This is a genomic window from Streptomyces sp. NPDC104381, assembly GCF_055583745.1.
Genome location: NZ_JBVJNK010000007.1, coordinates 281,544 through 306,324 on the forward strand (window position 1 = coordinate 281,544; position 24,781 = coordinate 306,324).

Sequence of the window (24,781 nt, forward strand, 5' to 3'; positions counted from 1 at the left end):
ATCCTCACGCTCCAGGTCCGCGGGGAGTTCGCGCTCGGCCGGTGAATCGCCGTGGTCGTCATGTCGGATGTCAGGCGTTCAGGCGGAGCTGCTGTCCGGGGAAGATCAGGTGCGGGCCCTGGTCCAGGAGTTCGCGGTTCAGCTCGTACAGCGCGGGCCAGCCACCGTCCACGTCCGCCCGCTCGGCGATCACCGAGAGGCAGTCGCCCGGCTCGACGACGTACGTCTCCGCGTCCGCGAGGTCCTCGGAGTAGTGGTGCGTGGCGCCGTTGTCGCCGCGTGCGGCGCCGTCGTCGTCGCTGTGGTGCGAGCTGCCGGACGACACGTTGCCGGACGAGCCGCTGTTCGAACTGCCGGTCGACTGGCGCTCGGGGGCCGCCTGCGCCGTGTCGCTTCCGTCGACGCTGCCACTGCTGCTACCGCTGCTGCCACCGGAGGACGAGGAGCTCGATGTGCCGTTGGCGCCGAGGCGGCCACAGGTGGGCCAGGCGCCCAGTCCCTGCGAGCGTCGGACGCGCTCGGCGACGGCGATCTGCTCGGACTTGGTCGCGAGGTCGGCGCGGGGTGCGTACTGCCCACCTCCGTAGGCCCGCCAGGTGGAGGGGGCGAACTGGAGGCCACCGTGGTAGCCGTTGCCGGTGTTGATGCCCCAGCGGCCGTTGCTCTCGCACTCGGCGATGCGGTCCCAGTCCGTCCCGGCCGTGACGGTCGGCGCGACGACCGTCGGGGCGACGACGGCCCGGGCGGGGGCGGCCTGGGCCGGTACGGCCTGGGCGGGGGTGCGGGCCGGAGCCTGGGCGGGGGTGGCCGCCACGCTGCGGCCGGCGAGGCCGAGCACGCTCAGGAGAACGAGCAGAAGGGCGAGCACCGATTCGACGGGCCGCTTTGCGAGGGGTGATGCCGGCATGACGGTATTCCTCCGCTGTGCTCCAGAAGGTGTGCAAGGGCACGAACAGATAAGCCGCCGATCATCTTTTCAATGGGCTTCGACGCGGCCGACGCCCTCACAATCACCCGGGTGGAGGGCCCGCCCGGCCGCCGCACGGCGTGACCACGCGCGGCCGTCGCCGGAGGACACCCACAGGGGTGCCGGCATCACTGGGTGCGGCTCCGGCCCTACTTCTTCTTCACCCGCAGCCGCGCCATCTCCGCGCGGATCGCGGGGAGTTGACGGTAGAGCGCCTCACCGGGGCAGTACGTCGAGAAGGTGTCCCGGTGGCCGGCCACGGCGTGGAGGTAGACCACCTCACCGCGCCGGTACAGGCTGTCGTCGTTCGTCGACACCATCCGCACGATGCCGCGGGGGTCGATCGACCGGTCCAGCTTCCACGCACCGACCTTCGCGATCCCCTCGATGAGCGCCTTCGGGACGGTGACACCGGGATCGAAGGTGCCGAGGGCCGCGATCCCCACGCTGTGCGCGTTGAACCCGGTGGCGTGGGCCCCGCGTACGGAGCGCCCCACGCCGCCCGCCCTGCCCTCGTATATGGTCCCGCAGCGGTCGACCACGAAGTTGTAGCCGATGTCGTCCCAGCCCTCGCCGCGGACGTGCGCCTCCTCCATCGCCCGGAGCATCTTGGGGGCGTCGGCGCAGTCGTAGTTGTTGGTGTGACCCGTGTGGTGGACGAAGACGGCCCGCACCGTCCCCGTGTACACCGCGTCCTCCTTGACCAGGCTCTCGTCCGCATGCCACTCCGCCCGGCTGACGATCGCGGGACGCGGGGCCGCCGGCGGTGCCACCGGCTTCGCGGTGCTCTGCTCGGGCGCGGCGAGCCGTACCGGCGCGTCCCGGAGCACCAGGAACGCCAGCGGCACGACCATGGCGCACACGGCGGTTCGGCGAAGCCACATAGGGCCACCATGCGGGCTGACCAGCCACTTCGCAGGCGCCCACACCCGATCGGGTGACATGGCCTGAGGCGGCCCGCGGCCTGGCCGGGGCACTCCGTGACACCGCCCGGGCGGTCAGGAAACGGCGACCGCCTGCTGCTGCTCGATGATGCGTGCCGCGCGGTGCGGTGAGGTGTCGAGCCGGGCGAGCACGCCCGGGACCGCGTTGTTCGGGAGGATGAGCTCGAAGAGGGCGGAGATCTCGGCGACCAGGTCCGGCGGCTCCGCCATGGACTCGGTCACCAGCTGGACCCCGGTCCACGCCCCGACGAAGAGCCGTGAAGTGGCCTCCGGGTCGACATGCGGAAGGAGCTCGCCCCGCTCCCTGGCCTCGGTGAGTATCTCCGTGCCGAGGGCGATCCAGTCCGGCCAGCGGGTACCGAAGAGCCCGCGCGCCCGTGGGTCGACCGACAGCCGGATCGAGGCGCTGAGCAGGGGTTCCCTGGGCAGCCGGTAGGCGAGCAGGAGTGCTATGTCCACCCATTCCTGCAGCTTGAAGGTCTGCGGGGTGACCCCGTCCGCGGTCACGGCCTCCTGGAGGACGCCACGGGCCAGCTCCTCCTTCGACGTGAAGTGGAAGTAGAGCGCACCCCGTGTGAGCCCGGCCCGGTCGAGGATCGCGGCGATCGTGGCGGCGTCGTAACCGTGCTCGTCGAAGACCTCGGCGGCCGCTTCCAGGAAGATTCTGCGCGTGCGGATCGCCCGTTGCTGTCGTGCCAACTCGCGCTCCCCTTGAACGTGGCCTGACGCTTCTTCAAAAAGTACCGGTGAACCGGTATCATATCAGCGCCGTAATGCCCATTTTGTTCCATTGTCCGGGAGGGCCGTGCCCGACATACCCGTTGTTCCGAGACCACCGCACTGCACAGCGGAGGGCCGGAACGGCGTCCCCAAGGAATACGTCCACCTGGGGCGTACCGAGATGGTCTTCCTCACCGCCTGGCACAGCAGGGAAGATGGCGAGTTCTCGCTGTCCGCGAGGTGGCCGGCACCCGCGGCGGGGCTCCCGTACGACCCCCGGGTGCTCACCCAGACCATCAGGCAGAGCGGGCTGGTCATCGCGCACGCAGCGTACGGCGTTCCGCTGGCCGATCAAACCCTCCTCCACTACTTCGACTTCACCGTCGCCCCGGGCTTCCGCACCCCCCTCGACGGGCCCTGCGACCTGGCCGTGGAGGTCTCCGTCGCCGAGCCCAAGAAGCGTGGGCGGACGGTCAGTTCGCTCGGAATGGACGTCCGCGTACTCCAGGGTGGCAGCTTGGTGGCCCGTGCGGATTCCGAGTTCGGCTGGATTTCTCCGCGCGCCTACCGTCGGCTCCGCGGGGAACACCTCACCGTCGACTGGAACGCCTGGCCCCTGCCCGCCCCGCTCGACCCCCGCACCGTCGGGCGTCACACCCCGACCGACGTGGTCCTGGCGGCCGGAAACCGGCCCCTGCACTGGCAGTTGCGCAACGACGTGGACAACGTCGTGCTCTACGACCATCCCGTCGACCACGTCCCGGGGCTCGTCCTGATGGAGGCCGCCCACCAGGCCGCGAACGCCGCCCTGTTTCCCGCGCTTTTCGAAGCGACCACCGCCACCAGCGAGTTCAAGAGGTACTCCGAATTCGACCGGCCCTGCTGGATCGAGGCGGAGATCCTGCCCGCCGGCCCCGGGGAGACCTCCGTCCTGGTGACCGCGACGCAGGACGGGGAGACGGTCTACCGGGGCCGGCTGAGCGGGCCCTGCGGCTGACGCCTCACTGGTTGATGAAGCCGCCGTCCACGGGGAGCACGGTGCCCGTGAGGAAGGGGCAGCGGTCGCTGAGCAGCCAGGCGACCGCGTTCGCCATCTCTTCCGGCTCGGCCGTACGCCCCTGCGGCGTACGGCTGTTGACCATCTCCTCCAGGCCCGGGTTACGGCCGAACCAGTCGGCGGTGATCTCGCTGCGGGTGGTGCCGGGGGCCACCGCGTTGACCCTGATGCCCTGTTGGGCGTATTCGTCGGCGGCGGCCCTGGTGAGGCCGACGACGGCGTGCTTGGCCGCTATGTAGGGCGCGGCCGCCGGTATGGCCACCAGCCCGCCCACGCTGCTGTTGTTCACGATGGAACTGCCCCCGGAATTGGGCAGCATGGCCGCTATCTCGTGGCGGAGGCAGTTCCAGACACCCCGCACGTTGACGTCCATGACCGCGTCGTAGACGTCATCTCCCATGAGGTGCAAGGGAGTACGGTCGCCGCCGAGGCCCGCGTTGTTGAACGCGGAGTCCAGGCGCCCGTAGGTGTCGACCGTGAAGTCGACGGCGCGGGCGGCGTCCTCGGCCACCGTGACATCGCAGACGACGTAGGAGGCTTGGGCCCCCTTGTCCCTCAACTCGGCCGTCAGCGAGGCCAGTCGGTCCTCCCGGCGCGCGGCCAGGACCACCGTCGCGCCCTCCTCGGAGAACACCCGGGCCGCCGCCGCGCCGATACCGCTGCTCGCCCCGGTGATCAGGACGACTCTGTCGTGAAGAAGATCGCTCATGGCCCGCAGTCTGGCAGGCGAGCGGCCCCACGACCACGGCCGATCCGCCCGGAGTACCGGCCGGCCCGGCCCCGGGACCCCGGCCAGGCCCCGCCCCCATAACCGACCGATTGTCCTGTTTTCGCCTGGCCGCTCACCGGATTCCGACGGCGGGTACCGGGCCCCGGTCCGGCCGGGCGGCTCCGCGATACCCTGCGGCATGCTCGCGATCCAGTTCGACCGCTTCGGTGGACCCGACGTACTCCGCCCCGTGGAACTGGCCGCCCCCGTGCCGGGCCCCGGAGAGGTGCTCCTCACCGTCGAGGCCGCCGGGGTCAACTTCGCGGACACCCATCAGGTGGACGGCTCCTACCTCGCGGCCGACGCCCTGCCGTACGTGCCGGGCAGCGAGGTCGTGGGCCGCACCCGGACGGGCGGCGGGTGCTGGCCCGGGTCTCCCACGGATACGCGGAGCAGGTGACCGCCAAGGAGTCCGCCGTCCTGGAGATCCCCGAGGACCTCGGCGCGGCGCAGGCCCTCGCCCTCATGATGCAGGGCCTGACCGCCTGGCATCTGCTGCGGTCGGCGGCCCGGCTGCGTGCGGGGGAGACCGTCGTCGTGCACTCGGCGGCGGGCGGCGTCGGCAGCCTGGCCGTCCAGCTGGCCAGGGAGTTCGGAGCGGGCCGGGTGCTCGCCCAGGCCTCCACCCCGGAGAAGGAGCGCCTCGCCCGGGACCTCGGCGCGGACGGGGTGGCCGCCTACCCCCTCGCGGAGAGGGCGGACGTCGTCCTGGACGCCGTCGGCGGTGACCTCTTCGACCAGGCCCTGGGCTCCCTGGCGTCCTTCGGCCGGCTGGTGACCTACGGCAACGCCGCCCGCGGCGGCTTCACCCCCGTCGACCCGGCCCGTCTGGGCCGCCTCAACGCCTCCGTCGTCGGATTCTGGCTGCGCCCCGCCCTCGCTGCGCCCGGCGGGGTCAGCGGGCCGCTCAAGGAGCTCTTCGCCCTCGTCGGCGAGGGCCGCCTCAGGCCCGTGACCGGCGGCAGCTACCCGCTCGCCGACGCCCGGCGCGCCCATGAGGACCTGCTCGGGCGCCGGACCACGGGAAAGCTGATCCTCACGCCCTGAGCCGCCCCTGTTCCGGACATGGCGCCCTAGAGTGACCGGATGCCTTCCCAGACCTCTCGCTCCCCCGGGCCGGCAGGCGCCGATGCGGCAGCTCCGGCGCCGGCGCGGTCCCGTCCCGGTCGCGACCCGTTCTTCGACAACGCGAAGTACCTGGCCATCGTCCTCGTCGCGATGGGGCACTCCTGGGAGCCCCTCCCCGGCAGCGGGCGGCTGGTGGAGACGCTCTACACCTTCGTCTACACCTTCCACATGCCGGTCTTCATCATCATCGCCGGCTACTTCTCGCGCGGCCTGGAGCTGAGCTCCGACCGGGTGTGGAAGCTCGTCACGAGCATCGCCGTGCCCTACGCCGTCTTCGAGGTCGCCTACACCCTCTTCGAGCGCCTGACCGGGTCCCCGGAGTTCCCGCTGAGCCCGCTCACGCCGTACTGGCTGCTGTGGTTCCTGCCCGCGCTGTTCCTCTGGCGTCTCACCACCCCCTTCTGGCTGCGGGTGCGGTGGCCCGTGGCGCTCGCCCTGGTCATCGCCGCCATGGGGGCGGTGACCAGCAACATCGGCGAGGACCTGCAGTTCCAGCGGGTCCTCCAGTTCCTCCCGTACTACGTCCTGGGCCTGTGCCTGCGTCCCGAGCACTTCGACCTCGTACGCCGCAGGGCCGTGCGCCTCGCCTCCGTACCGGTCTTCCTGGTGGCCCTGGCCGTCGCCTACTGGGCGGTGCCGCGCTCGACGACCTCGTGGTTCTTCCGCCGGTACGGCGCGGAGCAGCTCGGCTCGCCCGCCTGGGCGGGTGCCGTGGTCACGCCGCTGCTGTTCGGCTGCGCGCTCGTGCTCAGCGCCTGCTTCCTCGCCTGGGTGCCGAACCGCAGGCTCTGGATGACCGCGCTGGGCGCCGGCACGCTCTACGGCTATCTGCTGCACGGCTTCGTCATCAAGGGCGCGGTCAAGCTCGGCCTCTACGAGGTGGACGTCGTCTCCACGCCCCTGGGCCGGATCCTGGTCTCCGCCGCCGCCGCGGCCGCGGTCACGGTCCTCTGCAGCCCTCCCGTGCGACGGGTGTTCCGTTACGTCGTGGAGCCCCGGCTCGACTGGGCCAGGAAGCCCGTCCCGGGGTCCTGAGGCCCCGGGACGCACCGCACCCCCGGGCCGGGAAGGCCTCGGGGGTGCGGTGCGGTCGGCCGGACGGCTACGCGGCCTTGTTGGCCCGGCGCTGCGCCGCCGCGGCGCGCGCCTGCGGGGTGGGCGTACTGGCGTTGGAGCGGCGCCCCTGGCCAGGACGCGCGCCGCGCCGGCCACGGGGACCGGAACCGCTGCTCTTGCGCTCCGACACCGGTGACGTGATGGTGACGGGCACACCCGAGGGGGCCTGGGCACCGGTGATGCGGTTGAGCTCGGCCTCGCCGGAGCGGACCTGGGCGATCTGCGGCGTGATGCCCGCGTCCGCCATCAGCCGGGTCATCTCGCGGCGCTGGTTGGGCAGCACGAGCGTGACGACGCTGCCGGACTCCCCGGCGCGCGCGGTGCGTCCGCCGCGGTGCAGGTAGTCCTTGTGGTCGCTGGGCGGGTCCACGTTGACGACCAGGTCGAGGTTGTCGACGTGGATGCCGCGGGCGGCGACGTTCGTGGCGACCAGCACCGTGACGTGGCCGGTCTTGAAACGGTCCAGGGTGCGGGTGCGCTGCGGCTGCGACTTTCCGCCGTGCAGCGCGGCCGCCCGGACACCGCTGTGCAGCAGGTGGTCGGTGAGCTTGTCCACCGCGTGCTTGGTGTCGAGGAACATGATCACCCGGCCCTCGCGGGCGGCGATCTCGGTGGTCGTCGCGTACTTGTCGGCGCCCTGGACGTAGAGCACGTGGTGCTCCATCGTCGTCACCGCGCCGGCCGCGGGGTCCACGGAGTGGACGACCGGGTCGTGCAGGTAGCGGCGGACCAGCAGGTCCACGTTGCGGTCCAGGGTGGCCGAGAACAGCATCCGCTGACCGTCGGCACCGACCTGGTCGAGCAGCTCGGTGACCTGCGGCATGAAGCCCATGTCGGCCATCTGGTCGGCCTCGTCGAGGACGGTGATCGCGACGCGGTCCAGCCGGCAGTCGCCGCGCTCGATGAGGTCCTTCAGCCGGCCCGGGGTGGCGACGACGACTTCGGCGCCGCCGCGCAGGGCGCTGGCCTGGCGGCCGATCGACATACCGCCGACGACCGTGGCCAGCCGGAGCTTGAGGGAGCGGGCGTACGGGGTGAGCGCGTCGGTGACCTGCTGGGCCAGTTCCCGGGTGGGGACGAGGACCAGGGCCAGCGGCCGGCGGGCGTCGGCGCGGTTGCCCGCGGTGCGGGCCAGGAGCGCGAGGCCGAAGGCGAGCGTCTTGCCCGATCCGGTGCGGCCGCGGCCCAGGACGTCCCGTCCGGCGAGCGAGTTCGGCAGGGTGGCGGCCTGGATGGGGAACGGCACCGACATGCCCTCGGAGGCCAGCGCCGCCAGCAGGGGCGCGGGCATGTCCAGGTCCGCGAAGGACTCGGCGGCCGGGAGGGCGGGGGTGATGGTCACCGGCAGGGCGAACTCGCCCTGGACGGAGGAGGAACGGCGGCCGTTGCCCCCACCGGAGCGCCTCGGCCCGCCGGAGCGGCCCTGCGCACCCGCGCCCTGCCGGCCGGATGCCGTGCCGCGGAATCCGTTGGCGGTGCGGCTGCCGGCGGATCCGCCGGAACGCGTCCGGGAGAATCGGTCGTTCGTGCGAGATGTGCGATCGCGGTTCAAGAAGAACCCTTCCCTCGAATGGCACGTATCGAGGGATTCTTTCCGGGCGGCTGCAGCCATGTACGGCGCCAAGAATCGCAAGAACGAGCCGGTGAAATATCGATGAACGAAGCCCGTCCAGCGGATGAACCAGCCGGATCCGGCACTCCATATGACTGCGGATAATCGCCGCACCCGCCCCGTGCACACCGGGAATTACTCCGTCGGTGCGACGGCAGCGGGCGACAGCCGGGAAAACACAACGAGCCGGGGCCCGCACCCCTAGGTGCGGGCCCCAGCTGCGTCGTACACCTGAGTGATCAGGCGGGGGTGATGTTCTCCGCCTGCGGGCCCTTCTGGCCCTGCGTGACGTCGAAGTTCACCTTCTGGCCTTCCTGCAGCTCGCGGAAGCCCTGGGCGGCGATGTTCGAGTAGTGGGCGAAGACGTCGGCGCCGCCACCCTCCTGCTCGATGAAGCCGAAGCCCTTTTCCGAGTTGAACCACTTCACGGTGCCAGTAGCCATGTCATATCTCCTTCGGGGCGTTGCCCGTGGGCCCACACCGTGTGAGCCCTACGTCGCCGCAAATGATTGCCCCGTCCGGAAGAGACCGGAAATACAAAAGCGCGCCCACCGGAGTGAAAACGGTGAGTGCACTTGTAAGTTTTGGGAACCACAACTGCAACTGAGATCAACAGTAGCACGATTCGGTCACAACTGAGCTGTACGCCATATCACTACGCCATCGCTCCACCGCGTGTGGCATAAACCCTCACCGCACTTTGCGCGTATTTCTGTGCCGACGGAAACAGATATGCACCCGTGCGCCGGTCAGGAATCGCCGCCGCTCCGGCCCGCGGCGGGCCGCCGCAGTTCCTCGTTGAGGCGCAGGGCCTCCTCGAGCTGGTCCTCCAGGATGACGATGCGGCAGGCGGCCTCGATCGGTGTGCCGGAGTCCACGAGCTCACGGGCGCGGGCCGCGATGCGCAGCTGGTAGCGCGAGTAGCGGCGGTGGCCCCCCTCGGAGCGCAGCGGCGTGATCAGCCGGGCCTCGCCGATCGCCCTGAGGAAGCCTGGCGTCGCACCGATCATCTCGGCGGCCCGCCCCATCGTGTACGCGGGGTAGTCGTCGTCGTCGAGACGGTCCGTGGCATGCGACGGGGATTCCCGGGTCATCTGCACCTCTTCTGCTGCGCGCCGGTCCACCGATATGGCCTGGCTGCACAAGAAACCCTAGGCGTACGGATAGGTCATGTCTATCGCCGCCGGAACAGGTTTCCTCCGTCCCCGGCGTGACCCGGGTGCGGTTTCCGCCCGGCAGGCGCCGGGCGGGAGCCCTCCGTAGCCGTACGAACACCCCAACAGGGCTGACCGACCGGTCAGTTGTCGGCAGACCGGCGAACGGTCATACTGCACGGGTAGCCCTTCACGCATCCCCCGTCGTGAAGGGCTACTTCACGCGCGGCCGCCGGTATCCGCGCGGCCCGCGCGAACCGGAGTACCCACCATGAGCGGCACGGACACGACCACGGACCTGACCACGACCGTGGCCCGCACGGTCACGGACGTCCTGCAGCCCCGCAATGTGCTGCTCTTCGGGATGCTCGCCGTCGGGCTGGCCTCGGCCGGTGACTGGACCGGGCTCCCCTGGGGCTTCCTCGGCGCCCTCTGCGCCGGGCTGATCCCCGCCGGCTACATCGAGTGGGAGCGCGGGCGCGGCACCTGGGGCGACCGGCACGTCGTGGACCGGACCCAGCGGGCGCCCATCTTCCTGGTGATCCTGGGCTCGCTCGGCACCGGCGCGCTGATCATGGTCCTGGGGCACGCGCCCCTCGGCATCCTGATCGCGATGATCGCCCTGTGGGTCATGACGACGGTGCTGCTGGCCGTCAACACGGTCTGGAAGATCTCCGTCGACTCGGCCGTCGCGTCGTCCGTGGTGGCGCTGCTCAGCGTCGCCCACTCCCCGTGGTGGCTGTGCGCGGCCGTACCGGCCGTCGCCGTCTGCTGGTCGCGGGTGGCACTGCGCTACCACACGGTGGCCCAGACCGTGGCGGGAGCGGCCGTGGGCGCCGCCACGGCGGCCGGCTTCCTCTTCGCCTGACACCTGGCCCGGACGGACCGGACGCGTACTCCGTGGCCGGCCCGGCCGGCCCCCGATTGCGGACCCGTCCCGCAGCCGGTTACGTGGACCGAGGGGCCGCGCAGCGATGTCGGGAGGCACGCAGATGCCGAGGAAGCCCGCGAACTCGAAGATCGGCCTGCTCCTGAGCCTGGGCAGCAGCGCGATCGCCGTCCTTCGCACCATCAAGCAGATGCGCCGGGCCAGAGGCACCCAGGACAAGCTCACCACCGCGAACACCCTGGCAGGTCTCATGCCCCTGGTGACGTCGGCCCTGATCGTGCTGCGCCGGCTGCGGGGACGCTCCCGGCACGCCGGCTGAGCCGCTCCCGCAGCCTCTCCGCCACCCGGGCGCCCAGCAGCTCGTACTCCTCGCGGAGCCGGACGATCTCCGCCGGGCGCTCGACGGCCACGCCCCCGGTCACGGTCTCGTGCGGGGCGAACTGCTCCCGGGTCAGGTCGATCTCCGTGGCCCCGCCCAGCCTGTTCCACCAGTGGAAGTCGACGCGCTCGCCGTCCACCATCACCTCGCCCCGGATCAGCTCGCCGCCCAGCAGGTCGTGGACCACGAGCGCGGTCACCCCGCACTGGTCCCGGGCCGGATCGGCCGGATCCCAGTCCGCCCGGTGCGCGGGCGTGGTGGTGTCCGCGCCCCAGCTGCTGCGGACGGCGTCTTCGATGTCGGTGAGGAGCAGAGGTCCCATGCCGCGCATCCTCGCACCGGCCACTGACAACGCCCCCGCGCCGCAGGAGCGTTCAGTAGCCCCGGCTCCGGGAGACGAGCACCGCGATGTCGTCCTCGGCCTCCTCCGCGAACCGGTCGACGACCTCCGCCAGCAGGTCCTCCAGCCGTCCGCCCGGCGGCAGCTTGAGCTGTCTGAGCCGCCCGATCGACACGTCGATGTCCTCGCCCCGGCGCTCCACCAGGCCGTCGGTGTACATGAAGAGCACCGTCCCGGGAGCGCACGGCAGCACCGTCGTCCGGTACCCGCCGAAGCCCGTGCCCAGGGGCGGTCCGACGGGCACGCGCGCCACCCGTGCCTCGGGTGCCCCCGGGTCGATGAACACCGGCGGCGGATGTCCCGCGCTGGCCACCTCGCAGGTTCCCTCCTTCCGGTCGACGACCGCGATCAGGCACGTCGCCGCCCGGTCGAGGCCCGACTGCCCGACCGCCCGGTCGAGCCGCTCCAGGATGCGGTGCGGAGGTTGCTCGTCGTCGGCCATCACGCGGAGCATCGAGCGGTAGTTGCTCATGGCGACGGCGGCTTCCACGCCGTGCCCCATGACGTCGCCCATCACCTTGATGTGGCGGCCGCCCCGCAGCGGGATGGCGTCGAACCAGTCGCCGCCCACCAGCGCCTCCTCGCCCGCGGGTAGGTAGAGCGAGGCGATCTCGATGCCCGGGTTCGGTACGCGCGGCTCGGAGAGCAGGGAGCGCTGGAGCTCCCGGGCGACCCGGTGCTCGTGCGTGTAGCGGTGGGCGTGGTCCACGTCGACGGCGGCACGCCCCGCGAGCGTCCGGGCCACGACCACGTCCAGGCCCTCCGTGAACGGGGGCGAGTCCCCGGCCCGTACGAGGCTGAGCGCCCCCAGCGGCCGTCCGCGCGTGGTGAGCGGCACGACGACCGCCGAGTGCAGACCGAGAGCGCGGTAGGCGGCGGCCCGCTCCGGGGAGGGACCCGACCGGTTGCGGTTGAGGCCCTCGCCGCCGACGAGGTTCTCGATCACGGGCCCGTCGGCGGCCAGGCAGCGCGAGACGGCCGCGTCCTCCTGGTAGTCGACGTCCGTACCCGGGCCGCCGAACCGGGAGAGCCGATCGGCGAGTTCGGGGATCGAGGCCACCCCGGCCCGCCGCAGCCGCAGCACCCCGGGCGGCGACTCGCTCCGGGAGTGCCCGTCGGCGTCCGGGACTATCTCGACGACCGCCACATCGGCCATCTCCGGGACCACGAAGTCCGCGAGCTCCTGGCAGGTGGTCTCCACGTCCAGTGTCGAACCGATGCTGACGGTGGCCTTGTCGAGGAGCGTCAGATAGCTCCTGGCCCGCCGCAGCTCCGCCCGCTCGTTCTCGGTGGCGGTGACCTCCTGGGCGAGGGCGATCAGCCCGTGCACCGCCCCGTCCTCCTCGAACCGGTGGAGGGCCACCCGCCAGTACCGCCGCTCGATGACGGAGTCCACCCGGGTCTGCCCGCTGGTGGTCATCTCCCGGGGCCTGCCGTCGGCCAGCACCTGGCGCATGACGTCGGTCCGTACGTTCATGTCCGGCAGCACCTCGTCGACGGGCCTGCCCAGGTGCTCGGCGGCCGGCAGCCCGTTGAGCCGTTCGAGTGCCGGGTTCACGTAGACGTAGCGCAGCTCCGTGTCGAAGACCGCCACCCCGGCCGGGCTGCTGCCGATGAGCGTGTCCAGCGCTGTCACGTCGATGTACGTCGGATCGGCGTGCTCTTCGGCCTGCAACGGAGCCTCCAGAGGGGTCGTGCCCGGCAGCGCGGGGCGGTCCGGCCCTCACGGGCCACCGAGCACCCGGCCCCTCATCGTCGGACGCCGCGCAGCGCCCCGCATCTCCGCGGCCCCGGCCCGCCGGCGTCGAGTCCGTCCAGGGACAGGGTCCCCTCGGAGGCGGCCGCCCCCGGAGGCAGCCCGAACGCCGCCTCGACCCGCTTCGGCACCGGGGTCAGCCCCAGCAGGCCGGTGACCAGCAGGCCCGCCAGATGGTGCCAGGCCGGGGCGCGGCGGATCATCGCGTGGTCGCTGCCCGGGATCGTCACCAGGCAGGTCCGGGCCCCCGCCCGGCGCGCCCTGGCCGTGAGCGACTGGGAGGCGAGGGGGCTCGTCACGCGGTCCCGGGTGCTGTGCAGCAGGACGACGTCACGGTCCGCGAGCTGCGTCACCGGGTCGCCGGGCGGGCACCAGGGGGCGAGACCCACGACGGAGCGGACCAGCGGGTGTCCGGCGGCGTGGAGAGCGGCGCGGGCGCCCATGGAGTGGCCGAGGAGGACCACGGGGATGTCGCCGGCCTCGCGCCGCAGGGCGTCGAGCACCCGCAGGGCGTCGTGCAGCGGGTCCTCGCGGGAGCCGTTCCAGCCCCGGTGCGTGTAGCGGACGCGCTGCACGCGCACCCCGGAGTCCCCGCTCACCGCGCGGGCCACCACGCGGGAGACCGGCAGCATGCGCAGACCGGGCAGGTTCAGCGCGCCCGGTGCCGGTGCGGCCATGCCGGTCTCGTAACCGCCGTGGAGGATGAGCACCGCTGCCGACGGCGGTCTTCCGGCCACACGTACCTCCAGATCGGGTGCGGGGCCCACGCCCGCCCACACCCCCATATTCGGTGCCGGACGCCGGACGGATGGGTCGAACGTACCGATGCGTGGAAAGTGCCGTTCACTGGAGGGCGCACGAACCCTTCCCCTACGCGACCCAAGGAGCCCCCGACATGGCGTCAGGACCCCGAATCGGCCTGCCCGCACCGGACTTCACCCTCCCCGGAGGCGTCCTCGGCGACGACGACTTCGCCCGGCGCGACTACACGCTCTCCGCCGCGCGCGGACGGGCCGTCGTCCTCGCCTTCTACCCCGGCGACAACACCGCCGTCTGCACCAAGCAGCTCTGCTCGTACTCCTCGGGCCTGGAGACCTTCGAGGGCCTCGACGCCGAGGTCTGGGGAATCAGTCCACAGGGTGTGGACAGCCATGAGTCCTTCGCCCGCGGCCACGGGCTGCGCATGCCCCTGCTGGCCGACACGGCGCGGGAGACCGCCCGGGCCTACGGGGTCGCCGCCCCCGGCATCGGAGTGCGCCGCTCCGTCTTCCTGATCGGGCCGGACGGTGTCCTGCGGTGGAAGCACGTCGCGCTGCTCGGTGCCACCTTCCAGTCGCTCGACACGCTCGCCCAGCAGCTTTCCGGCATCGGAACTCCGTAAAAACTGCCGGACTCCGGCAGTGCCGCGGCATGCCCCCCTATGGGACCATTCAGCCAGTTCGACGGAAGCTCTTCGGGGGACAGTGAACAACGGGGGAGTGATCACGTGACCGTTTTCCTTGGTCTCGGCATGGCGGGAATCGTGCTCCTCGCCCTCTCCCTGATCTTCGACGGGATCCTCGAAGGGCTCCTCGGCGACGCGCTCGGCGGGCTGCTGAACGGCTTCTTCGACGGCCTGCTCTCGCTGCCCGTCATCGCCGGTTTCCTCTCGATGCTCGGCTTCGGGGGAGCGATCGTCCTCGGCACCACCGGGAGCGGCGTCCCCCTGGCCCTCACGGCAGGTGCGGTGGCGGGCGTCGTCGCGGCCTGGCTGACATGGAAGTTCAGCAAGGCCCTGATGCGGGACCAGACCACGGCCACCCCGCGTGGCGACGACCTCGTCGGCACGTCGGGTTCGGTGGTCACCCCGATCCCGGCCGACGGTTACGGCGAGGTCCTGCTGCGACTCGCGGGCCAGACCGTGAAGTTCTCCGCGAAGAGCGCCGTCCCGGTCGAACGCGGCGCCGAGATCTGGGTGGAGGCCACGCTCTCGACCACCTCGGTCACGGTCCGCCCCGTCGAGCGCTGACCACCACCGAACCCCACGCCTGTCCGACACCCGTACAACCGAACACACTGCCGTCCCTTCGGGAGGGCAAGGGGGACACCTCTCATGAGTCCAGTAGTGATCGCCATCATCGGCATTGTCGTACTTCTCGTACTCCTGGCCCTCGCCGTGATCACCCGTTACAAGGTCGCGGGGCCCAGCCAGGCCTTCATCATCACGGGCCGCCGCGGCAAGAAGTCCACCGATCCGGTGACCGGCCGCACCAGCATCGACAACAGCGGCCAGAAGGTCGTCGTCGGCGGCGGCGTCTTCGTCGTGCCGTTCGTCCAGCAGAAGTTCACGCTGGACCTCTCCAGCCGGCACATCCCCGTCGCCGTGCGCGGCGCCGTCACCCTGCGCGGGGTGAAGTCCAACCTCGAAGGCGTCGCGATCGTCAAGGTCGGCGGCAGCGAGGACGCGATCCGGGCCGCGGCCCAGCGCTTCCTCCAGCAGCAGAGCGGCATCGTCGGCTTCACGCAGGAGGTGCTCTCCGGGGCGCTCCGCGCCATCGTCGGCCGCATGTCCGTCGAGGACATCATCCGCGACCGCGCAGCGTTCGCCGGGCAGGTCGCCGAGGAGGCCGAGGCCAGCCTCTCCGGCCAGGGCCTCATCCTGGACGCCTTCCAGATCCAGGACATCACCACCGAGGGCTCCTACCTGGAGGACCTCGGCCGCCCCGAGGCCGCCCGCGCCAAGCAGGAGGCCGACATCGCCGAGGCCATCGCCCGGCGCGCCTCGGAGCAGGCCCGGCTGAAGGCGGCCGAGGAGATCGCCATCGCCGAGCGGACCTTCTACCTCAAGCAGGCCGAGATCAAGGCCGAGACCGAGGCCGCGGCGGCCAAGGCCAACGCCGCCGGTCCGCTCGCCGAGGCGGCCCGCCAGCAGGAGGTCCTCAGCGAGCAGGAGAAGGTCGCCGAGCGCCAGGCCGCTCTGACGGACCGTGAGCTCGACACCAAGGTCCGTAAGCCCGCGGACGCCGCCCGCTACCAGGCGGAGCAGGAGGCCGAGGCCCGCAGGATCGCCCAGGTCAAGGAGGCGGAGGCCGACGCGGAGCGCTCCCGGCTCACCGGTCAGGGTGAGAAGCTCCATCGCTCGGCCCTCGCCGACGCCGTACGCATCGAGGGTGAGTCCGAGGCCGCCGCCATCGCCGCGAAGGGCGCCGCCGAGGCCGAGGCCATGCAGAAGAAGGCCGACGCCTTCAAGCAGTACGGCGACGCGGCCGTCCTCCAGATGCTGGTCGAGGTGCTGCCGCAGGTCGTCGCCAAGGCGTCCGAGCCGCTGAGCGCCGTCGACAAGCTGACGGTGATCTCGACGGACGGCGCGAGCCAGCTGTCCCGCACGGTCGCCGACAACGTCGCCCAGGGGGTGGAGCTCCTGAACTCCACCACGGGTGTCGACCTGGCCGCGCTGCTCCGCAACCTCCAGGGCAGGACGGAGACCACGGAGTCCGCGCCGGCGGTCCCCTCCCCCGCGGTCAACGGCGAGGAGATCCAGATCAAGGGCTGACCAGGTCACGGAGTGATCCGTCGCACGGCCTCAGGTGCCCGGCCGGCTCACCGGCCGGGCACGCCCATGTCCACGGCGCCCGGGCCCCGCGCGGAAGCGGTTTCTCGCCTCCCGATGGCCGGTCGACGGCTCCGGTTAAGGTAATAGGCAGCTAAAGAGATGATCAAAAGCGCCGCCCCGTCACCGCGCGCACCTCGGGAGGAAACCATGGGAACCCACCGCACATCGCTGCCCGGAGTCGGCGTCCAGTACGACTACACCACCGAGTCGGGGCAGCACATCTCCGTGGTCGTACACCATGACGGCCGGCGGTTCCTGGGGTTCTACGAGAAGGACGACCCTGATTCGTGCGTCCTGTCCGTACCCCTGACGACCACCGAGGCCACCGGGCTGGCGCACCTCATCGACGCGGCGCCGATCGACGCCGTACGGACCGAGGGGATCGACCTGGTCACCGAGCACATCCCGCTCGGGGCCCGCTCCCCGTACGGCGGCCGGCTGCTCGGGGACACCCGGGCGCGGACCCGGACGGGTGCGTCGATCGTGGCGGTGCTGCGCACGCACAGCGCGCATCCGTCACCGGGGCCGGACTTCCGGCTGGCCATCGGCGACACCATCGTCGCCGTAGGAACGCGTGAGGGCGTGGACACGCTCTCCGAGATCATCGCGGAGGGCTGACCATGCACGACACGACAGCACTGCTGGTGGAGCTGGGCGCCGTCATTCTGGGGCTCGGCATCATCGGAAGATTCGCCGGACGGATAGGGCTCTCCCCGATCCCGCTCTACCTGCTGGCCGGGCTCGCCTTCGGTGAGGGCGGTCTGCTGCCGCTCGGCGCCAGCGAGGAGTTCACCGCCATCGGGGCGGAGATCGGCGTCATCCTGCTGCTGCTCCTGCTCGGTCTGGAGTACAGCGCCTCGGAGCTCGTCACCAGTCTCAAGACGCAATATCCGTCCGGGGCCGTCGACTTCGTGCTCAACGCGACGCCCGGCGCCGCGGCCGGTCTGATGCTCGGGTGGGGCCCCGTGGGGGCCGTCGCGCTGGCCGGCGTCACCTGGATCTCGTCGTCGGGCGTGATCGCCAAGGTGATGACCGACATGGGCCGGCTCGGTAACCGCGAGACGCCCGTCATCCTCGGTGTCCTCGTCATCGAGGACCTCGCGATGGCCGTCTACCTGCCGCTGCTCACCGCGATGCTGGCCGGTGTCGGCCTGGCCGGCGGCAGCATCGCGCTGCTGATCGCGCTCGGCACCGTCGGGTTCGTGCTGTATCTCGCGCTGCGCCACGGCCGGCTCATCAGCCGCGCGGTGTCCTCCGACAACCCGGAGATGCTGCTGCTGGTCGTCCTCGGGCTCACCGTCCTGGTGGCCGGGGTGGCCCAGCAGCTCCAGGTGTCCGCGGCCGTCGGCGCCTTCCTCGTGGGCATCGCCCTGTCCGGCGAGGTCGCCGAGGGCGCGCGCAAGCTGCTGACGCCGCTGCGGGACCTGTTCGCCGCCGTCTTCTTCGTCTTCTTCGGGCTGTCCACCGACCCGGCCGAGATCCCGCCCGTGCTGCTTCCCGCGGCACTGCTGGCGATCGTCACGGTCTTCACGAAGATCGGCACCGGCTGGTACGCGTCCCGGCGGGCCGGGATCGGTCCACGCGGCCGCTGGCGCGCGGGCGGGACGCTGGTCGCGCGTGGGGAGTTCTCGATCGTCATCGCCGGGCTGGCCGTGGCGACCGAGCCGCGGATCGGGCCCATCGCGACCGCGTACGTGCTGATCCTGGTGATCGTCGGACCGCTCACCGCCCGGTGGACGGAACCGGTCGCCTCGAAGCTCCAGGCCGTGCTGGCCGGCAAGCGCTCGAAGCCGGCCGCGGTGGCCGAGCAGCCGATGCCGTCGCACGACGACCTCACGCCGGAGCACGCCGGACGCGACTCCGACTGACGGTGCGGCGGCGGGGCCCGGCGAGGGCCCGCCGTCAGCGGTTCAGAGCGGGGTGGCCGCGTGGAGTATCCCGACGAGCGTCACCGTCGCGTTGAGCGACGACAGCGCGGAGGCCGCCGTCCCCGCCGTCGCGGTCACCGCCGCCAGGGCCAGATGCGCGGAGGCGGGGGGCCAGAGCCCTGCCGAGGGTTCGGGGTCGAGCAGCGCCGCCACCCGGCGCGGCACGGGCCCCTCCGCCGCGAAGGCGGGGAGCACCGCGGGTCCCGGAGGGCGGTTCGAGAACAGGGCCGCCTTGCCGACCGCCGTGGCGACGGCCCTGCGGCTCCCGACGGCGTCCGCCGCCTCCTCGTCCGCCCAGCGTTCGGTGCTGTACGCGACCGCCGTGCGCAGCGGCAGGAGGAACGGGTTGGCGCGGGCCGCCAGTTGCGTCACCAGCAGATAGCGGTGGTGCCGGCCGGTGAGGTGCGCGCGCTCGTGGGCGACGAGCGCGTCACGCTCACGGGCGTCCAGGCAGTCCATCATCGCGGTGGAGACGACGATCCGGCCGCCCCGCCCCCGCCCCGCCGGAAGGGCGTACGCGTACGGGTCGGGGGACGCGACCAGCGCGAGGTCCCCCGTGGCTCCGGGCCCGGTGGGCGCCGGCAGCGCCCGGGCGGCGCGGATCCGGGTCCGGGCGTGCCGCAGCAGTGTGCCGCCGCAGGCCATCAGCACCGCTCCCAGCACGCCGATGGCGACCTGCCCCGCCTTCTCCTCGTACGGGACGGCGGCGCGCACCTCCGGGTCCGACCAGCCGTCGGGCAGCGGGTTGCCGGGGAGTTGCGCGGTGCCGACCACCATGAGCAGCGCCAGGCACAGCGTGCTGCACAGGGCCAGCGTCGAACCCACGGCGGCCAGCAGCCGGGTGGCGCTCCGGGGGTGCAGATGCTGTTCCGCGAGACGCGCCATGGGTAAAGCGGTCAGTGGCAGGACGAGTGGCAGGTAGACGAAGACGCCCATCGTGATGACTATCGGCCTTCTGGAGCGGTGGGATCGCCGGGGTCGTCCGCCGCGCGGGAGAGCAGCGCGCGGAGCCTCGCCTCGTCACCGGGGGACAGCGCGGAGACGAACCGGGCGAGGACGGCCTCCCTGTCGCGTTCACCGTCCAGGACGCGGCGCATCCGCAGCGCGGCGAGACCCGCCTCGTCGGAGGCCGGGGTCCAGGCGTAGGAGCGGCCCTGGCGGCTGCGCGTCACGGCCTTCTTCGCGTACAGGCGGGAGAGGATCGTGATGACGGTGGTGTAGGCGAGGTCGCCGTCCAGGTGTTCCTGCACCCAGCCGGCCGTCGCGGGGCCGCCCGCCGAGCGCAGCACGGTCAGGACCTGGGACTCCAGCTGTCCCTGGCCGCGCCTGGGCGGCCGCCCGCCGTCCCCGGTGCCGCCCTCGTCCGTACCTGTGGGCCTGTTCATCCGCCGCATCCTACTGACTGCCGTGTGGCCGGATACGAGCGTGCCGCCCGCCGTGCCGCCGATGGCCACCCGTGGTTCTTCTACACAGTTGTAGAGTTTGCTGGGTTCCCGCACCACAGGCAACGCAACGATGGAGACGTCATGGCCCTTTGGGATCGGATCAAGGAATCCGCGTCGACGATGCAGACGCAGCTGGAGGCGAAGAAGAACGACCTGAAGAGCGGGGCGTTCCGGGACGCGAGCATGGCCATGTGTGCCCTGGTCTCCGCGGCGGACGGTTCCATCGACCCGTCCGAGCGGCAGCGCGTCGCCTCGCTGATCGCCACCAACGACGTGCTCCAGAACTTCCCGGCGGACGACCTCCAGCGCCGGTTCAACGACTACGTCAACAAGCTGACCGCCGACTTCGCCTTCGGCAAGGTCAGCATCCTCCAGGAGATCGCCAAGGCGAAGAAGAAGCCCTCCGAGGCCCGTGCCGTCATCCAGATCGGCATCGTGATCGGTGGCGCCGACGGCGACTTCGACAAGTCGGAGCAGGCCGTCGTGCGCGAGGCGTGCTTCGCGCTGGACCTGCCCCCGCACGAGTTCGACCTGTAGTAGGGCCCTCTACGCGAGGCCTCCGGCCCTTGCCCCGGCCGTGGGCCTCGCGCGAACCTTCCGGACCCTCCGGGCCGGGCCCGTCAGAGCTCCTTGGCGGGCCAGTCCAGCAGCCGGGCGCCGATCACCGCGGTCTGCAGCGTGTAGCGGTGCATCGGATCGGAGGGGTCCGAACCGGTCAACTGGTGGATCCGCTCCAGCCTGTACGTCAGCGCCCGCACGCTCAGCGACAGTCGGCGGGCCGTCTCGGCGGCGACACAGCCCGCGTCGAAGTACACGGACAGCGTCCGCAGCAGCGGCTCCGCGCCACCCCGCGCCTCCTTGAGCGGGCCGAGCTCGCTCCGCACCAGATCGGCCATCGCCTGCCGGTCCCTGGTCAGCACCGGGTAGACCAGCAGGTCGGAGGCGTACAGCACGGGGTCGTCGAGGTCCATCCGCTGCGCCAGATCGAGGGCGTCGAGCGCCTCGTCGTACGAGTGGACCACCCCGCCGGGACCGCGGTGGGGGCGGCCGACGGCGACCTGGCCGCCGTCCGTCGCGACATGCGCCTGCTTCGCGAAGTAGCGCAGGACGTCCGGCTGGCTGCCGGGGGCTATGCAGACGAGGCGGCCGTCCTTCGTGGTGAGGAGGATCTTCCGGCCGCTGAAGCGGGAGAGCAGCGCCGTCTCCACGCTGCGGGGCACCGTGTCGGACTCGCCGTAGGCCTCGGGTCCCGCCGCCACCGCGACGGCGTGGGCCCGCGAGAGCCGCAGTCCGAAGCGGGTGGCGCGCTCCGCGAGCCGGCCCAGGTCGCTGCGCCCGTACAGCAGGTCGTCGATGAACTCCCGCCGCGCCGCCTCCTCACGGCGCACGGTGAGGCGCTGCGCCCGCTCGAACCCCTCCGCGAACGCGTCGACGGTCTGCTCCACGGCGCCCAGCACGGCGTCGGTGCCGGCGGCGCCCGATGTGGTGGGCGGCCAGGCGGCGCGGGTCTCCGCGAGATGGCGCCGGACCAGCGCGCGCAGCTGGTGTCCGGCCTCCGCGGCCTCACGGCCGAGCGTGCGCCGCGTCTCCAGCTCGTCGCGGGTGAGCCGGCGGCCGGTCTCCGCCACCTCGGCCAGGATCCGCGCATAGCCCTCCAGGAACCGCTCGGAAATCTCGGGCTCCGCCACTGCGTACTCCTCCACACGTCTTCGGCACTGTCAGTTCCTCAACGCACGGAGGGCTGTGCCGGTGCCCGGCAGGGTGGTCCCGTAAAGGCTGCCGGATTCCGGCAATGCGCCTGATGCCCCCGGCTGACAGGATCGGTTCAGCAACACACGGGGGAATCACGGGGGTTACGGGGGACACGGGGGAAAGAACCGGTTGCTGCGGGGCCGCTCGCGGTGTCGCAGCGCCGGTGCCCCGTCCCGCCTGCCGCCGCCCGGTCCCCCGGACCGTACGGCATCGCAGGGGGTGGACCGGATGACCGAGTTCTTTTCCGCGGCAGTCGCCTTCCCGGCCGTCGTCTTCGGCGGCGCGCTGGTGGTCGTCGTCTGCTTCTGGCTGCTGGTGCTGCTGGGGGCGGCCGGACCCGACTCCTTCGACGCCGACCTCGACTCCGAGGCGGTCGGCTTCGGCGGGGTGCCCGTATCGGTGTCGGTGTCGCTGTTCGTCGTCGTCGCCTGGTTCACCGGCCTGGCCGGCTCGGTCCTGGTGCTCCGCAGCGGAGCGACCGGCACCCTGCGGGCCGCACTGCACCTCGCCGTCCTGGCGGGGGCGATCCTGATCGCCTGGGGGGTGGTCCGCATGCTCGTACGCCGATTCCGCCGGTACTTCCCCGCGGAACCTCCTCCATCCCGCGAGGACTTCGTGGGTCTGATCTGCACGATCCGCACGGGATCCGTCAGCGCCGACTTCGGGCAGGCCGAGGTCGCGGCCGCCGACGGGTCGACCGCGATCGTGCAGGTCCGGCAGCCGCTGCGGCCGTCCGAGCCCGGTGACGTGTTCACCTCCGGCAGTACGGGCCTCCTGTACGCGTACGACGCCGACGGCGAGTTCTTCTGGGTCTCGCCGTACGACGCGTCGCTCGCCCCGCGTCCGCTGCCGCGCCGAGCCGTCTGACCCGCTTCCGCTCACTCCGGGCCCCGGGCCCGTGGTTCCGCGCGCCGTCGTGCGGGCCGGGCCCCCTTTTTTTCTTCTTCGTACGTCATCACCAGCCGCAAGGACTGACATGGATGCCATCTCCTGGGGCATCGGCGTGCTCGTCGCCGTTGTCCTGCTCATCACCGTCGCTCTGGTCTTCGTCATCACCCGGCTCTTCCGCAAGGTCGAGCAGGGGAAGGCCCTGATCATCTCCAAGACCAAGAAGGTCGACGTCACCTTCACCGGTGCGGTCGTCCTCCCGGTGCTGCACAAGGCCGAGACCATGGACATCTCGGTGAAGACCATCGAGATCCGCCGTACCGGGCGTGAGGGCCTGATCTGCCAGGACAACATCCGGGCCGACATCCACATCACGTTCTTCGTCCGGGTCAACAAGACCGTCGAGGACGTCATCAAGGTGGCGCAGGCCATCGGCACGGAGCGGGCCAGCGACAAGGTCGCCATCCAGGAGTTCTTCGTCGCGAAGTTCTCCGAGGCGGTCAAGACCGTCGGCAAGCAGCTCGACTTCGTCGACCTGTACACCAAGCGCGAGGAGTTCCGGGACCGGATCATCCGGGTCATCGGGACCGACCTGAACGGCTACCACCTCGACGACGCCGCGATCGACTTCCTCGAGCAGACGCCGATGGTCCAGCTCGACGGGGCCAACATCCTGGACGCGCAGGGCATCCGGAAGATCACCGAGCTGACGGCGATCGAGCACGTACGGACCAACGAGTTCCAGCGCACCGAGCAGAAGGAGATCACCCGGCAGGACGTCGACGCCCGGGAGACCATCCTGGAGCTGGAGCGCCGGCAGGCCGAGGCGGAGATCAAGCAGCGCCGCGAGGTCGAGACGCTGCGGGCCCGTGAGGAGTCGGCCACGGCCCGGGTGCAGGAGGAGGAGCGGCTCGGTTCGCAGAGCGCCTTCATCCGTACCGAGGAGCAGCTCGGCATCCAGCGGGAGAACCAGGCACGGGAGGTCGCCGTCGCGCAGAAGAACCGTGAGCGGGTCATCGCGGTGGAGAACGAGCGCATCGAGAAGGACCGGATGCTGGAGGTCATCGGACGCGAGCGGGAGACCGAGCTGAACCGGATCGCCGCGACGAAGGAGGTCGAGGCCGAGCGCCGTGAGGTCGCGGACGTCATCCGGGAGCGGATCGCGGTGGACCGTACGGTCGCCGAGCAGGAGGAGTCGATCCTGACCCTGCGGTCCGTCGAGGAGTCGGAGCGCACCCGCAGGTCCGTGATCATCGCGGCCGAGGCGGAGGCGCAGGAGAAGCTGGTCAAGGACATCAAGGCGGCCGAGGCCGCGGAGGCGGCGGCGGTCCACCTGGCGGCCGAGCAGCTGACGCTCGCGGACGCCCGGCTGAAGACGGCCGACCTCGACGCCCAGGCGAAGCTGCGGCTGGCGGAGGGCATCCAGGCCGAGTCCGCCGCGGCGGGGCTGGCGGAGGTCCAGGTCCGGGACGCGGAGGCGGAGGTCACCGAGAAGGCCGGTCTCGCTGAGGCCCAGGCGACCGAGGCCCGGCTCAGGGCCGAGGCCGAGGGCGCGCGCCTGAAGGCGCTGGCGGCCGCGGAGGGTACCCAGGCGCAGGCGACCGCCGACGCGGCGGTGATCGGCGAGAAGCTGAAGGCCGAGGCGGCGGGGCTCACGGAGAAGGCGGCGGCGATGGCCGCGCTCGACGAGGCGTCGCGCGGCCACGAGGAGTACCGGCTGCGGCTGGCCGCGGAGAAGGAGATCCGGCTGGCGGAGTTCGACGTGCAGCGGCAGGTGGCCGAGGCACAGGCGACGGTCCTGGCGACGGGTCTGGAGAACGCGGACATCGACATCGTCGGCGGGGACTCGGTCTTCTTCGACCGGCTCGTCTCGTCGATCTCGCTGGGGCGGAGCGTGGACGGGTTCGTGGAGAACTCGAAGACCGCGCAGACGCTCGCCGGGCCGTGGCTGGACGGCAGCGCGTCCTTCACGGACGACCTGACCCGGGTGCTGGGGTCGGTGTCCTCGGGGGACGTGCAGAACCTGACGGTGTCGGCGCTGCTGATGCGGCTGATGCGGGGGACGTCGGGGGCGGCCTCGGGGCAGGTACGGCAGTTGCTGGCGGCGGCGGAGGAGCTGGGGCTGGCGGGGATGACGGTGTCGTCGCTGACGGGTGAGTCCTCGCCGGTGCCGTCTCCGGCGCCGGTGGCCGCGCCGTCCGTGAACGGGGCCGCGGTGTAGCGGGCCCCTGGTGAGTGAGTTCCGCCCCGTCGGCGTGAGGGTTCCGTCCTCAAACGCCGGACGG

Annotated in this window: 27 protein-coding genes; 14 read left to right on the forward strand and 13 right to left on the reverse strand. The window is 71.7% G+C overall.

The window, feature by feature from the left end; genetic code table 11:
* Positions 1-70: 70 nt before the first annotated feature.
* The 3 genes from ACZ607_RS25590 to ACZ607_RS25600 all read right to left on the reverse strand — a co-directional run bounded on the left by ACZ607_RS25590 (position 71) and on the right by ACZ607_RS25600 (position 2,610).
* Complete coding sequence (locus ACZ607_RS25590) at positions 71-907, reverse strand: transglycosylase family protein (RefSeq protein WP_469738179.1); 837 nt, start codon at positions 905-907, stop codon at positions 71-73.
* Positions 908-1,116: 209 nt separating this feature from the next.
* Positions 1,117-1,851 (reverse strand): peptidoglycan recognition protein family protein, encoded by a 735-nt coding sequence (locus ACZ607_RS25595; protein WP_469738181.1) that lies wholly within the window; start codon positions 1,849-1,851, stop codon positions 1,117-1,119.
* 114 nt (positions 1,852-1,965) lie between these two features.
* Complete coding sequence (locus tag ACZ607_RS25600) at positions 1,966-2,610, reverse strand: ScbR family autoregulator-binding transcription factor (RefSeq protein WP_099173389.1); 645 nt, start codon at positions 2,608-2,610, stop codon at positions 1,966-1,968.
* A 106-nt stretch (positions 2,611-2,716) separates the two neighbouring features.
* Here ACZ607_RS25600 and ACZ607_RS25605 point away from each other — a divergent pair, with 106 nt between their 5' ends.
* Positions 2,717-3,628 (forward strand): ScbA/BarX family gamma-butyrolactone biosynthesis protein, encoded by a 912-nt coding sequence (locus ACZ607_RS25605; RefSeq protein WP_469738183.1) that lies wholly within the window; start codon positions 2,717-2,719, stop codon positions 3,626-3,628.
* A 4-nt stretch (positions 3,629-3,632) separates the two neighbouring features.
* Here the strand turns inward: ACZ607_RS25605 and ACZ607_RS25610 are convergent, their stop codons facing one another.
* Positions 3,633-4,397: a glucose 1-dehydrogenase gene (locus ACZ607_RS25610; RefSeq protein ID WP_469738185.1), complete on the reverse strand. Its 765-nt coding sequence runs from the start codon at positions 4,395-4,397 to the stop codon at positions 3,633-3,635.
* A gap of 199 nt (positions 4,398-4,596) precedes the next feature.
* Here ACZ607_RS25610 and ACZ607_RS25615 point away from each other — a divergent pair, with 199 nt between their 5' ends.
* From ACZ607_RS25615 to ACZ607_RS25625, 3 genes are read left to right on the forward strand one after another with little or no spacing between them, the layout of a single operon-like run.
* Positions 4,597-4,857, forward strand: coding sequence for an alcohol dehydrogenase catalytic domain-containing protein (locus ACZ607_RS25615; RefSeq protein ID WP_469738187.1), 261 nt, complete (start codon positions 4,597-4,599; stop codon positions 4,855-4,857).
* Positions 4,854-5,504, forward strand: coding sequence for a zinc-binding dehydrogenase (locus ACZ607_RS25620; RefSeq protein ID WP_469738188.1), 651 nt, complete (start codon positions 4,854-4,856; stop codon positions 5,502-5,504). Before ACZ607_RS25615 ends, ACZ607_RS25620 begins: the two co-directional genes overlap by 4 nt.
* Positions 5,505-5,543: 39 nt before the next feature.
* The gene (locus tag ACZ607_RS25625) at positions 5,544-6,620 is read left to right on the forward strand and encodes an acyltransferase family protein (protein ID WP_469738189.1); all 1,077 of its coding nucleotides are present in this window, start codon (positions 5,544-5,546) and stop codon (positions 6,618-6,620) included.
* Between the two features lie 67 nt (positions 6,621-6,687).
* On the opposite strand, the gene ACZ607_RS25630 is transcribed toward ACZ607_RS25625, so the two are convergent.
* The 3 genes from ACZ607_RS25630 to ACZ607_RS25640 form a co-directional block, all read right to left on the reverse strand.
* The gene (locus ACZ607_RS25630; RefSeq protein ID WP_469738191.1) at positions 6,688-8,253 is read right to left on the reverse strand and encodes a DEAD/DEAH box helicase; all 1,566 of its coding nucleotides are present in this window, start codon (positions 8,251-8,253) and stop codon (positions 6,688-6,690) included.
* A gap of 299 nt (positions 8,254-8,552) precedes the next feature.
* Positions 8,553-8,756 carry a cold-shock protein gene (locus ACZ607_RS25635; RefSeq protein ID WP_014155340.1) on the reverse strand — a complete coding sequence of 68 codons (204 nt, stop codon included), beginning with the start codon at positions 8,754-8,756 and terminating at the stop codon, positions 8,553-8,555.
* A 306-nt stretch (positions 8,757-9,062) separates the two neighbouring features.
* Positions 9,063-9,407, reverse strand: coding sequence for a MerR family transcriptional regulator (locus ACZ607_RS25640; protein ID WP_469738192.1), 345 nt, complete (start codon positions 9,405-9,407; stop codon positions 9,063-9,065).
* A 331-nt stretch (positions 9,408-9,738) separates the two neighbouring features.
* Here ACZ607_RS25640 and ACZ607_RS25645 point away from each other — a divergent pair, with 331 nt between their 5' ends.
* Entirely contained in the window at positions 9,739-10,335 is a 597-nt protein-coding gene (locus tag ACZ607_RS25645; protein ID WP_469738194.1) for a hypothetical protein, read from the forward strand.
* A gap of 124 nt (positions 10,336-10,459) precedes the next feature.
* The gene (locus tag ACZ607_RS25650) at positions 10,460-10,675 is read left to right on the forward strand and encodes a hypothetical protein (RefSeq protein ID WP_469738196.1); all 216 of its coding nucleotides are present in this window, start codon (positions 10,460-10,462) and stop codon (positions 10,673-10,675) included.
* On the opposite strand, the gene ACZ607_RS25655 is transcribed toward ACZ607_RS25650, so the two are convergent.
* From ACZ607_RS25655 to ACZ607_RS25665, 3 genes are all read right to left on the reverse strand, one after another.
* Positions 10,605-11,057, reverse strand: coding sequence for a YunG family protein (locus tag ACZ607_RS25655; RefSeq protein ID WP_469738198.1), 453 nt, complete (start codon positions 11,055-11,057; stop codon positions 10,605-10,607). The two genes, ACZ607_RS25650 and ACZ607_RS25655, sit on opposite strands and share 71 nt — an antisense overlap.
* A 52-nt stretch (positions 11,058-11,109) precedes the next feature.
* Positions 11,110-12,810, reverse strand: a complete 1,701-nt coding sequence (locus ACZ607_RS25660) for a SpoIIE family protein phosphatase (RefSeq protein ID WP_469738200.1) — start codon at positions 12,808-12,810, stop codon at positions 11,110-11,112.
* 74 nt (positions 12,811-12,884) lie between these two features.
* Positions 12,885-13,628: an alpha/beta hydrolase gene (locus ACZ607_RS25665; protein ID WP_469738202.1), complete on the reverse strand. Its 744-nt coding sequence runs from the start codon at positions 13,626-13,628 to the stop codon at positions 12,885-12,887.
* Positions 13,629-13,786: 158 nt separating this feature from the next.
* Between ACZ607_RS25665 and ACZ607_RS25670 the strand changes: the two genes are divergently transcribed.
* From ACZ607_RS25670 to ACZ607_RS25690, 5 genes are all read left to right on the forward strand, one after another.
* Positions 13,787-14,272 (forward strand): peroxiredoxin, encoded by a 486-nt coding sequence (locus ACZ607_RS25670; RefSeq protein WP_469738204.1) that lies wholly within the window; start codon positions 13,787-13,789, stop codon positions 14,270-14,272.
* Positions 14,273-14,377: 105 nt separating this feature from the next.
* Positions 14,378-14,899 carry a hypothetical protein gene (locus ACZ607_RS25675; RefSeq protein WP_469738206.1) on the forward strand — a complete coding sequence of 174 codons (522 nt, stop codon included), beginning with the start codon at positions 14,378-14,380 and terminating at the stop codon, positions 14,897-14,899.
* A gap of 84 nt (positions 14,900-14,983) precedes the next feature.
* The gene (locus ACZ607_RS25680; RefSeq protein ID WP_469738208.1) at positions 14,984-16,423 is read left to right on the forward strand and encodes a flotillin family protein; all 1,440 of its coding nucleotides are present in this window, start codon (positions 14,984-14,986) and stop codon (positions 16,421-16,423) included.
* 207 nt (positions 16,424-16,630) lie between these two features.
* Complete coding sequence (locus ACZ607_RS25685) at positions 16,631-17,101, forward strand: cation:proton antiporter regulatory subunit (protein WP_469738210.1); 471 nt, start codon at positions 16,631-16,633, stop codon at positions 17,099-17,101.
* Between the two features lie 2 nt (positions 17,102-17,103).
* Complete coding sequence (locus tag ACZ607_RS25690; protein ID WP_469738212.1) at positions 17,104-18,351, forward strand: cation:proton antiporter; 1,248 nt, start codon at positions 17,104-17,106, stop codon at positions 18,349-18,351.
* Positions 18,352-18,393: 42 nt separating this feature from the next.
* Here ACZ607_RS25690 and ACZ607_RS25695 read toward each other — a convergent pair whose 3' ends face one another.
* Both ACZ607_RS25695 and ACZ607_RS25700 read right to left on the reverse strand, forming a co-directional pair.
* Positions 18,394-19,347 (reverse strand): M56 family metallopeptidase, encoded by a 954-nt coding sequence (locus tag ACZ607_RS25695; protein ID WP_469738214.1) that lies wholly within the window; start codon positions 19,345-19,347, stop codon positions 18,394-18,396.
* 8 nt (positions 19,348-19,355) lie between these two features.
* Positions 19,356-19,796, reverse strand: coding sequence for a BlaI/MecI/CopY family transcriptional regulator (locus ACZ607_RS25700; RefSeq protein WP_469738216.1), 441 nt, complete (start codon positions 19,794-19,796; stop codon positions 19,356-19,358).
* Positions 19,797-19,937: 141 nt separating this feature from the next.
* Here ACZ607_RS25700 and ACZ607_RS25705 point away from each other — a divergent pair, with 141 nt between their 5' ends.
* On the forward strand, positions 19,938-20,393 hold the full coding sequence (locus ACZ607_RS25705; protein ID WP_099173370.1) for a tellurite resistance TerB family protein: 456 nt from the start codon (positions 19,938-19,940) through the stop codon (positions 20,391-20,393).
* Positions 20,394-20,476: 83 nt separating this feature from the next.
* On the opposite strand, the gene ACZ607_RS25710 is transcribed toward ACZ607_RS25705, so the two are convergent.
* Positions 20,477-21,544: a PucR family transcriptional regulator gene (locus tag ACZ607_RS25710; RefSeq protein ID WP_469738218.1), complete on the reverse strand. Its 1,068-nt coding sequence runs from the start codon at positions 21,542-21,544 to the stop codon at positions 20,477-20,479.
* 292 nt (positions 21,545-21,836) lie between these two features.
* Between ACZ607_RS25710 and ACZ607_RS25715 the strand changes: the two genes are divergently transcribed.
* On the forward strand, positions 21,837-22,475 hold the full coding sequence (locus tag ACZ607_RS25715; protein WP_469738220.1) for a hypothetical protein: 639 nt from the start codon (positions 21,837-21,839) through the stop codon (positions 22,473-22,475).
* A gap of 109 nt (positions 22,476-22,584) precedes the next feature.
* Positions 22,585-24,717, forward strand: a complete 2,133-nt coding sequence (locus ACZ607_RS25720) for a flotillin family protein (RefSeq protein WP_469738222.1) — start codon at positions 22,585-22,587, stop codon at positions 24,715-24,717.
* Positions 24,718-24,781 lie beyond the last annotated feature (64 nt).

Bases quoted from the DNA above. Each gene is read 5' to 3' on its own strand.
- ACZ607_RS25590 (WP_469738179.1), bottom strand. From the start codon at position 907: ATGCCGGCATCACCCCTCGCAAAGCGGCCCGTCGAATCGGTGCTCGCC.
- ACZ607_RS25595 (WP_469738181.1), bottom strand. From the start codon at position 1,851: ATGTGGCTTCGCCGAACCGCCGTGTGCGCCATGGTCGTGCCGCTGGCG.
- ACZ607_RS25610 (WP_469738185.1), bottom strand. From the start codon at position 4,397: ATGAGCGATCTTCTTCACGACAGAGTCGTCCTGATCACCGGGGCGAGC.
- ACZ607_RS25615 (WP_469738187.1), top strand. From the start codon at position 4,597: ATGCTCGCGATCCAGTTCGACCGCTTCGGTGGACCCGACGTACTCCGC.
- ACZ607_RS25625 (WP_469738189.1), top strand. From the start codon at position 5,544: ATGCCTTCCCAGACCTCTCGCTCCCCCGGGCCGGCAGGCGCCGATGCG.
- ACZ607_RS25635 (WP_014155340.1), bottom strand. From the start codon at position 8,756: ATGGCTACTGGCACCGTGAAGTGGTTCAACTCGGAAAAGGGCTTCGGC.
- ACZ607_RS25640 (WP_469738192.1), bottom strand. From the start codon at position 9,407: ATGACCCGGGAATCCCCGTCGCATGCCACGGACCGTCTCGACGACGAC.
- ACZ607_RS25645 (WP_469738194.1), top strand. From the start codon at position 9,739: ATGAGCGGCACGGACACGACCACGGACCTGACCACGACCGTGGCCCGC.
- ACZ607_RS25650 (WP_469738196.1), top strand. From the start codon at position 10,460: ATGCCGAGGAAGCCCGCGAACTCGAAGATCGGCCTGCTCCTGAGCCTG.
- ACZ607_RS25655 (WP_469738198.1), bottom strand. From the start codon at position 11,057: ATGGGACCTCTGCTCCTCACCGACATCGAAGACGCCGTCCGCAGCAGC.
- ACZ607_RS25670 (WP_469738204.1), top strand. From the start codon at position 13,787: ATGGCGTCAGGACCCCGAATCGGCCTGCCCGCACCGGACTTCACCCTC.
- ACZ607_RS25680 (WP_469738208.1), top strand. From the start codon at position 14,984: ATGAGTCCAGTAGTGATCGCCATCATCGGCATTGTCGTACTTCTCGTA.
- ACZ607_RS25685 (WP_469738210.1), top strand. From the start codon at position 16,631: ATGGGAACCCACCGCACATCGCTGCCCGGAGTCGGCGTCCAGTACGAC.
- ACZ607_RS25690 (WP_469738212.1), top strand. From the start codon at position 17,104: ATGCACGACACGACAGCACTGCTGGTGGAGCTGGGCGCCGTCATTCTG.
- ACZ607_RS25695 (WP_469738214.1), bottom strand. From the start codon at position 19,347: ATGGGCGTCTTCGTCTACCTGCCACTCGTCCTGCCACTGACCGCTTTA.
- ACZ607_RS25700 (WP_469738216.1), bottom strand. From the start codon at position 19,796: ATGAACAGGCCCACAGGTACGGACGAGGGCGGCACCGGGGACGGCGGG.
- ACZ607_RS25705 (WP_099173370.1), top strand. From the start codon at position 19,938: ATGGCCCTTTGGGATCGGATCAAGGAATCCGCGTCGACGATGCAGACG.
- ACZ607_RS25715 (WP_469738220.1), top strand. From the start codon at position 21,837: ATGACCGAGTTCTTTTCCGCGGCAGTCGCCTTCCCGGCCGTCGTCTTC.
- ACZ607_RS25720 (WP_469738222.1), top strand. From the start codon at position 22,585: ATGGATGCCATCTCCTGGGGCATCGGCGTGCTCGTCGCCGTTGTCCTG.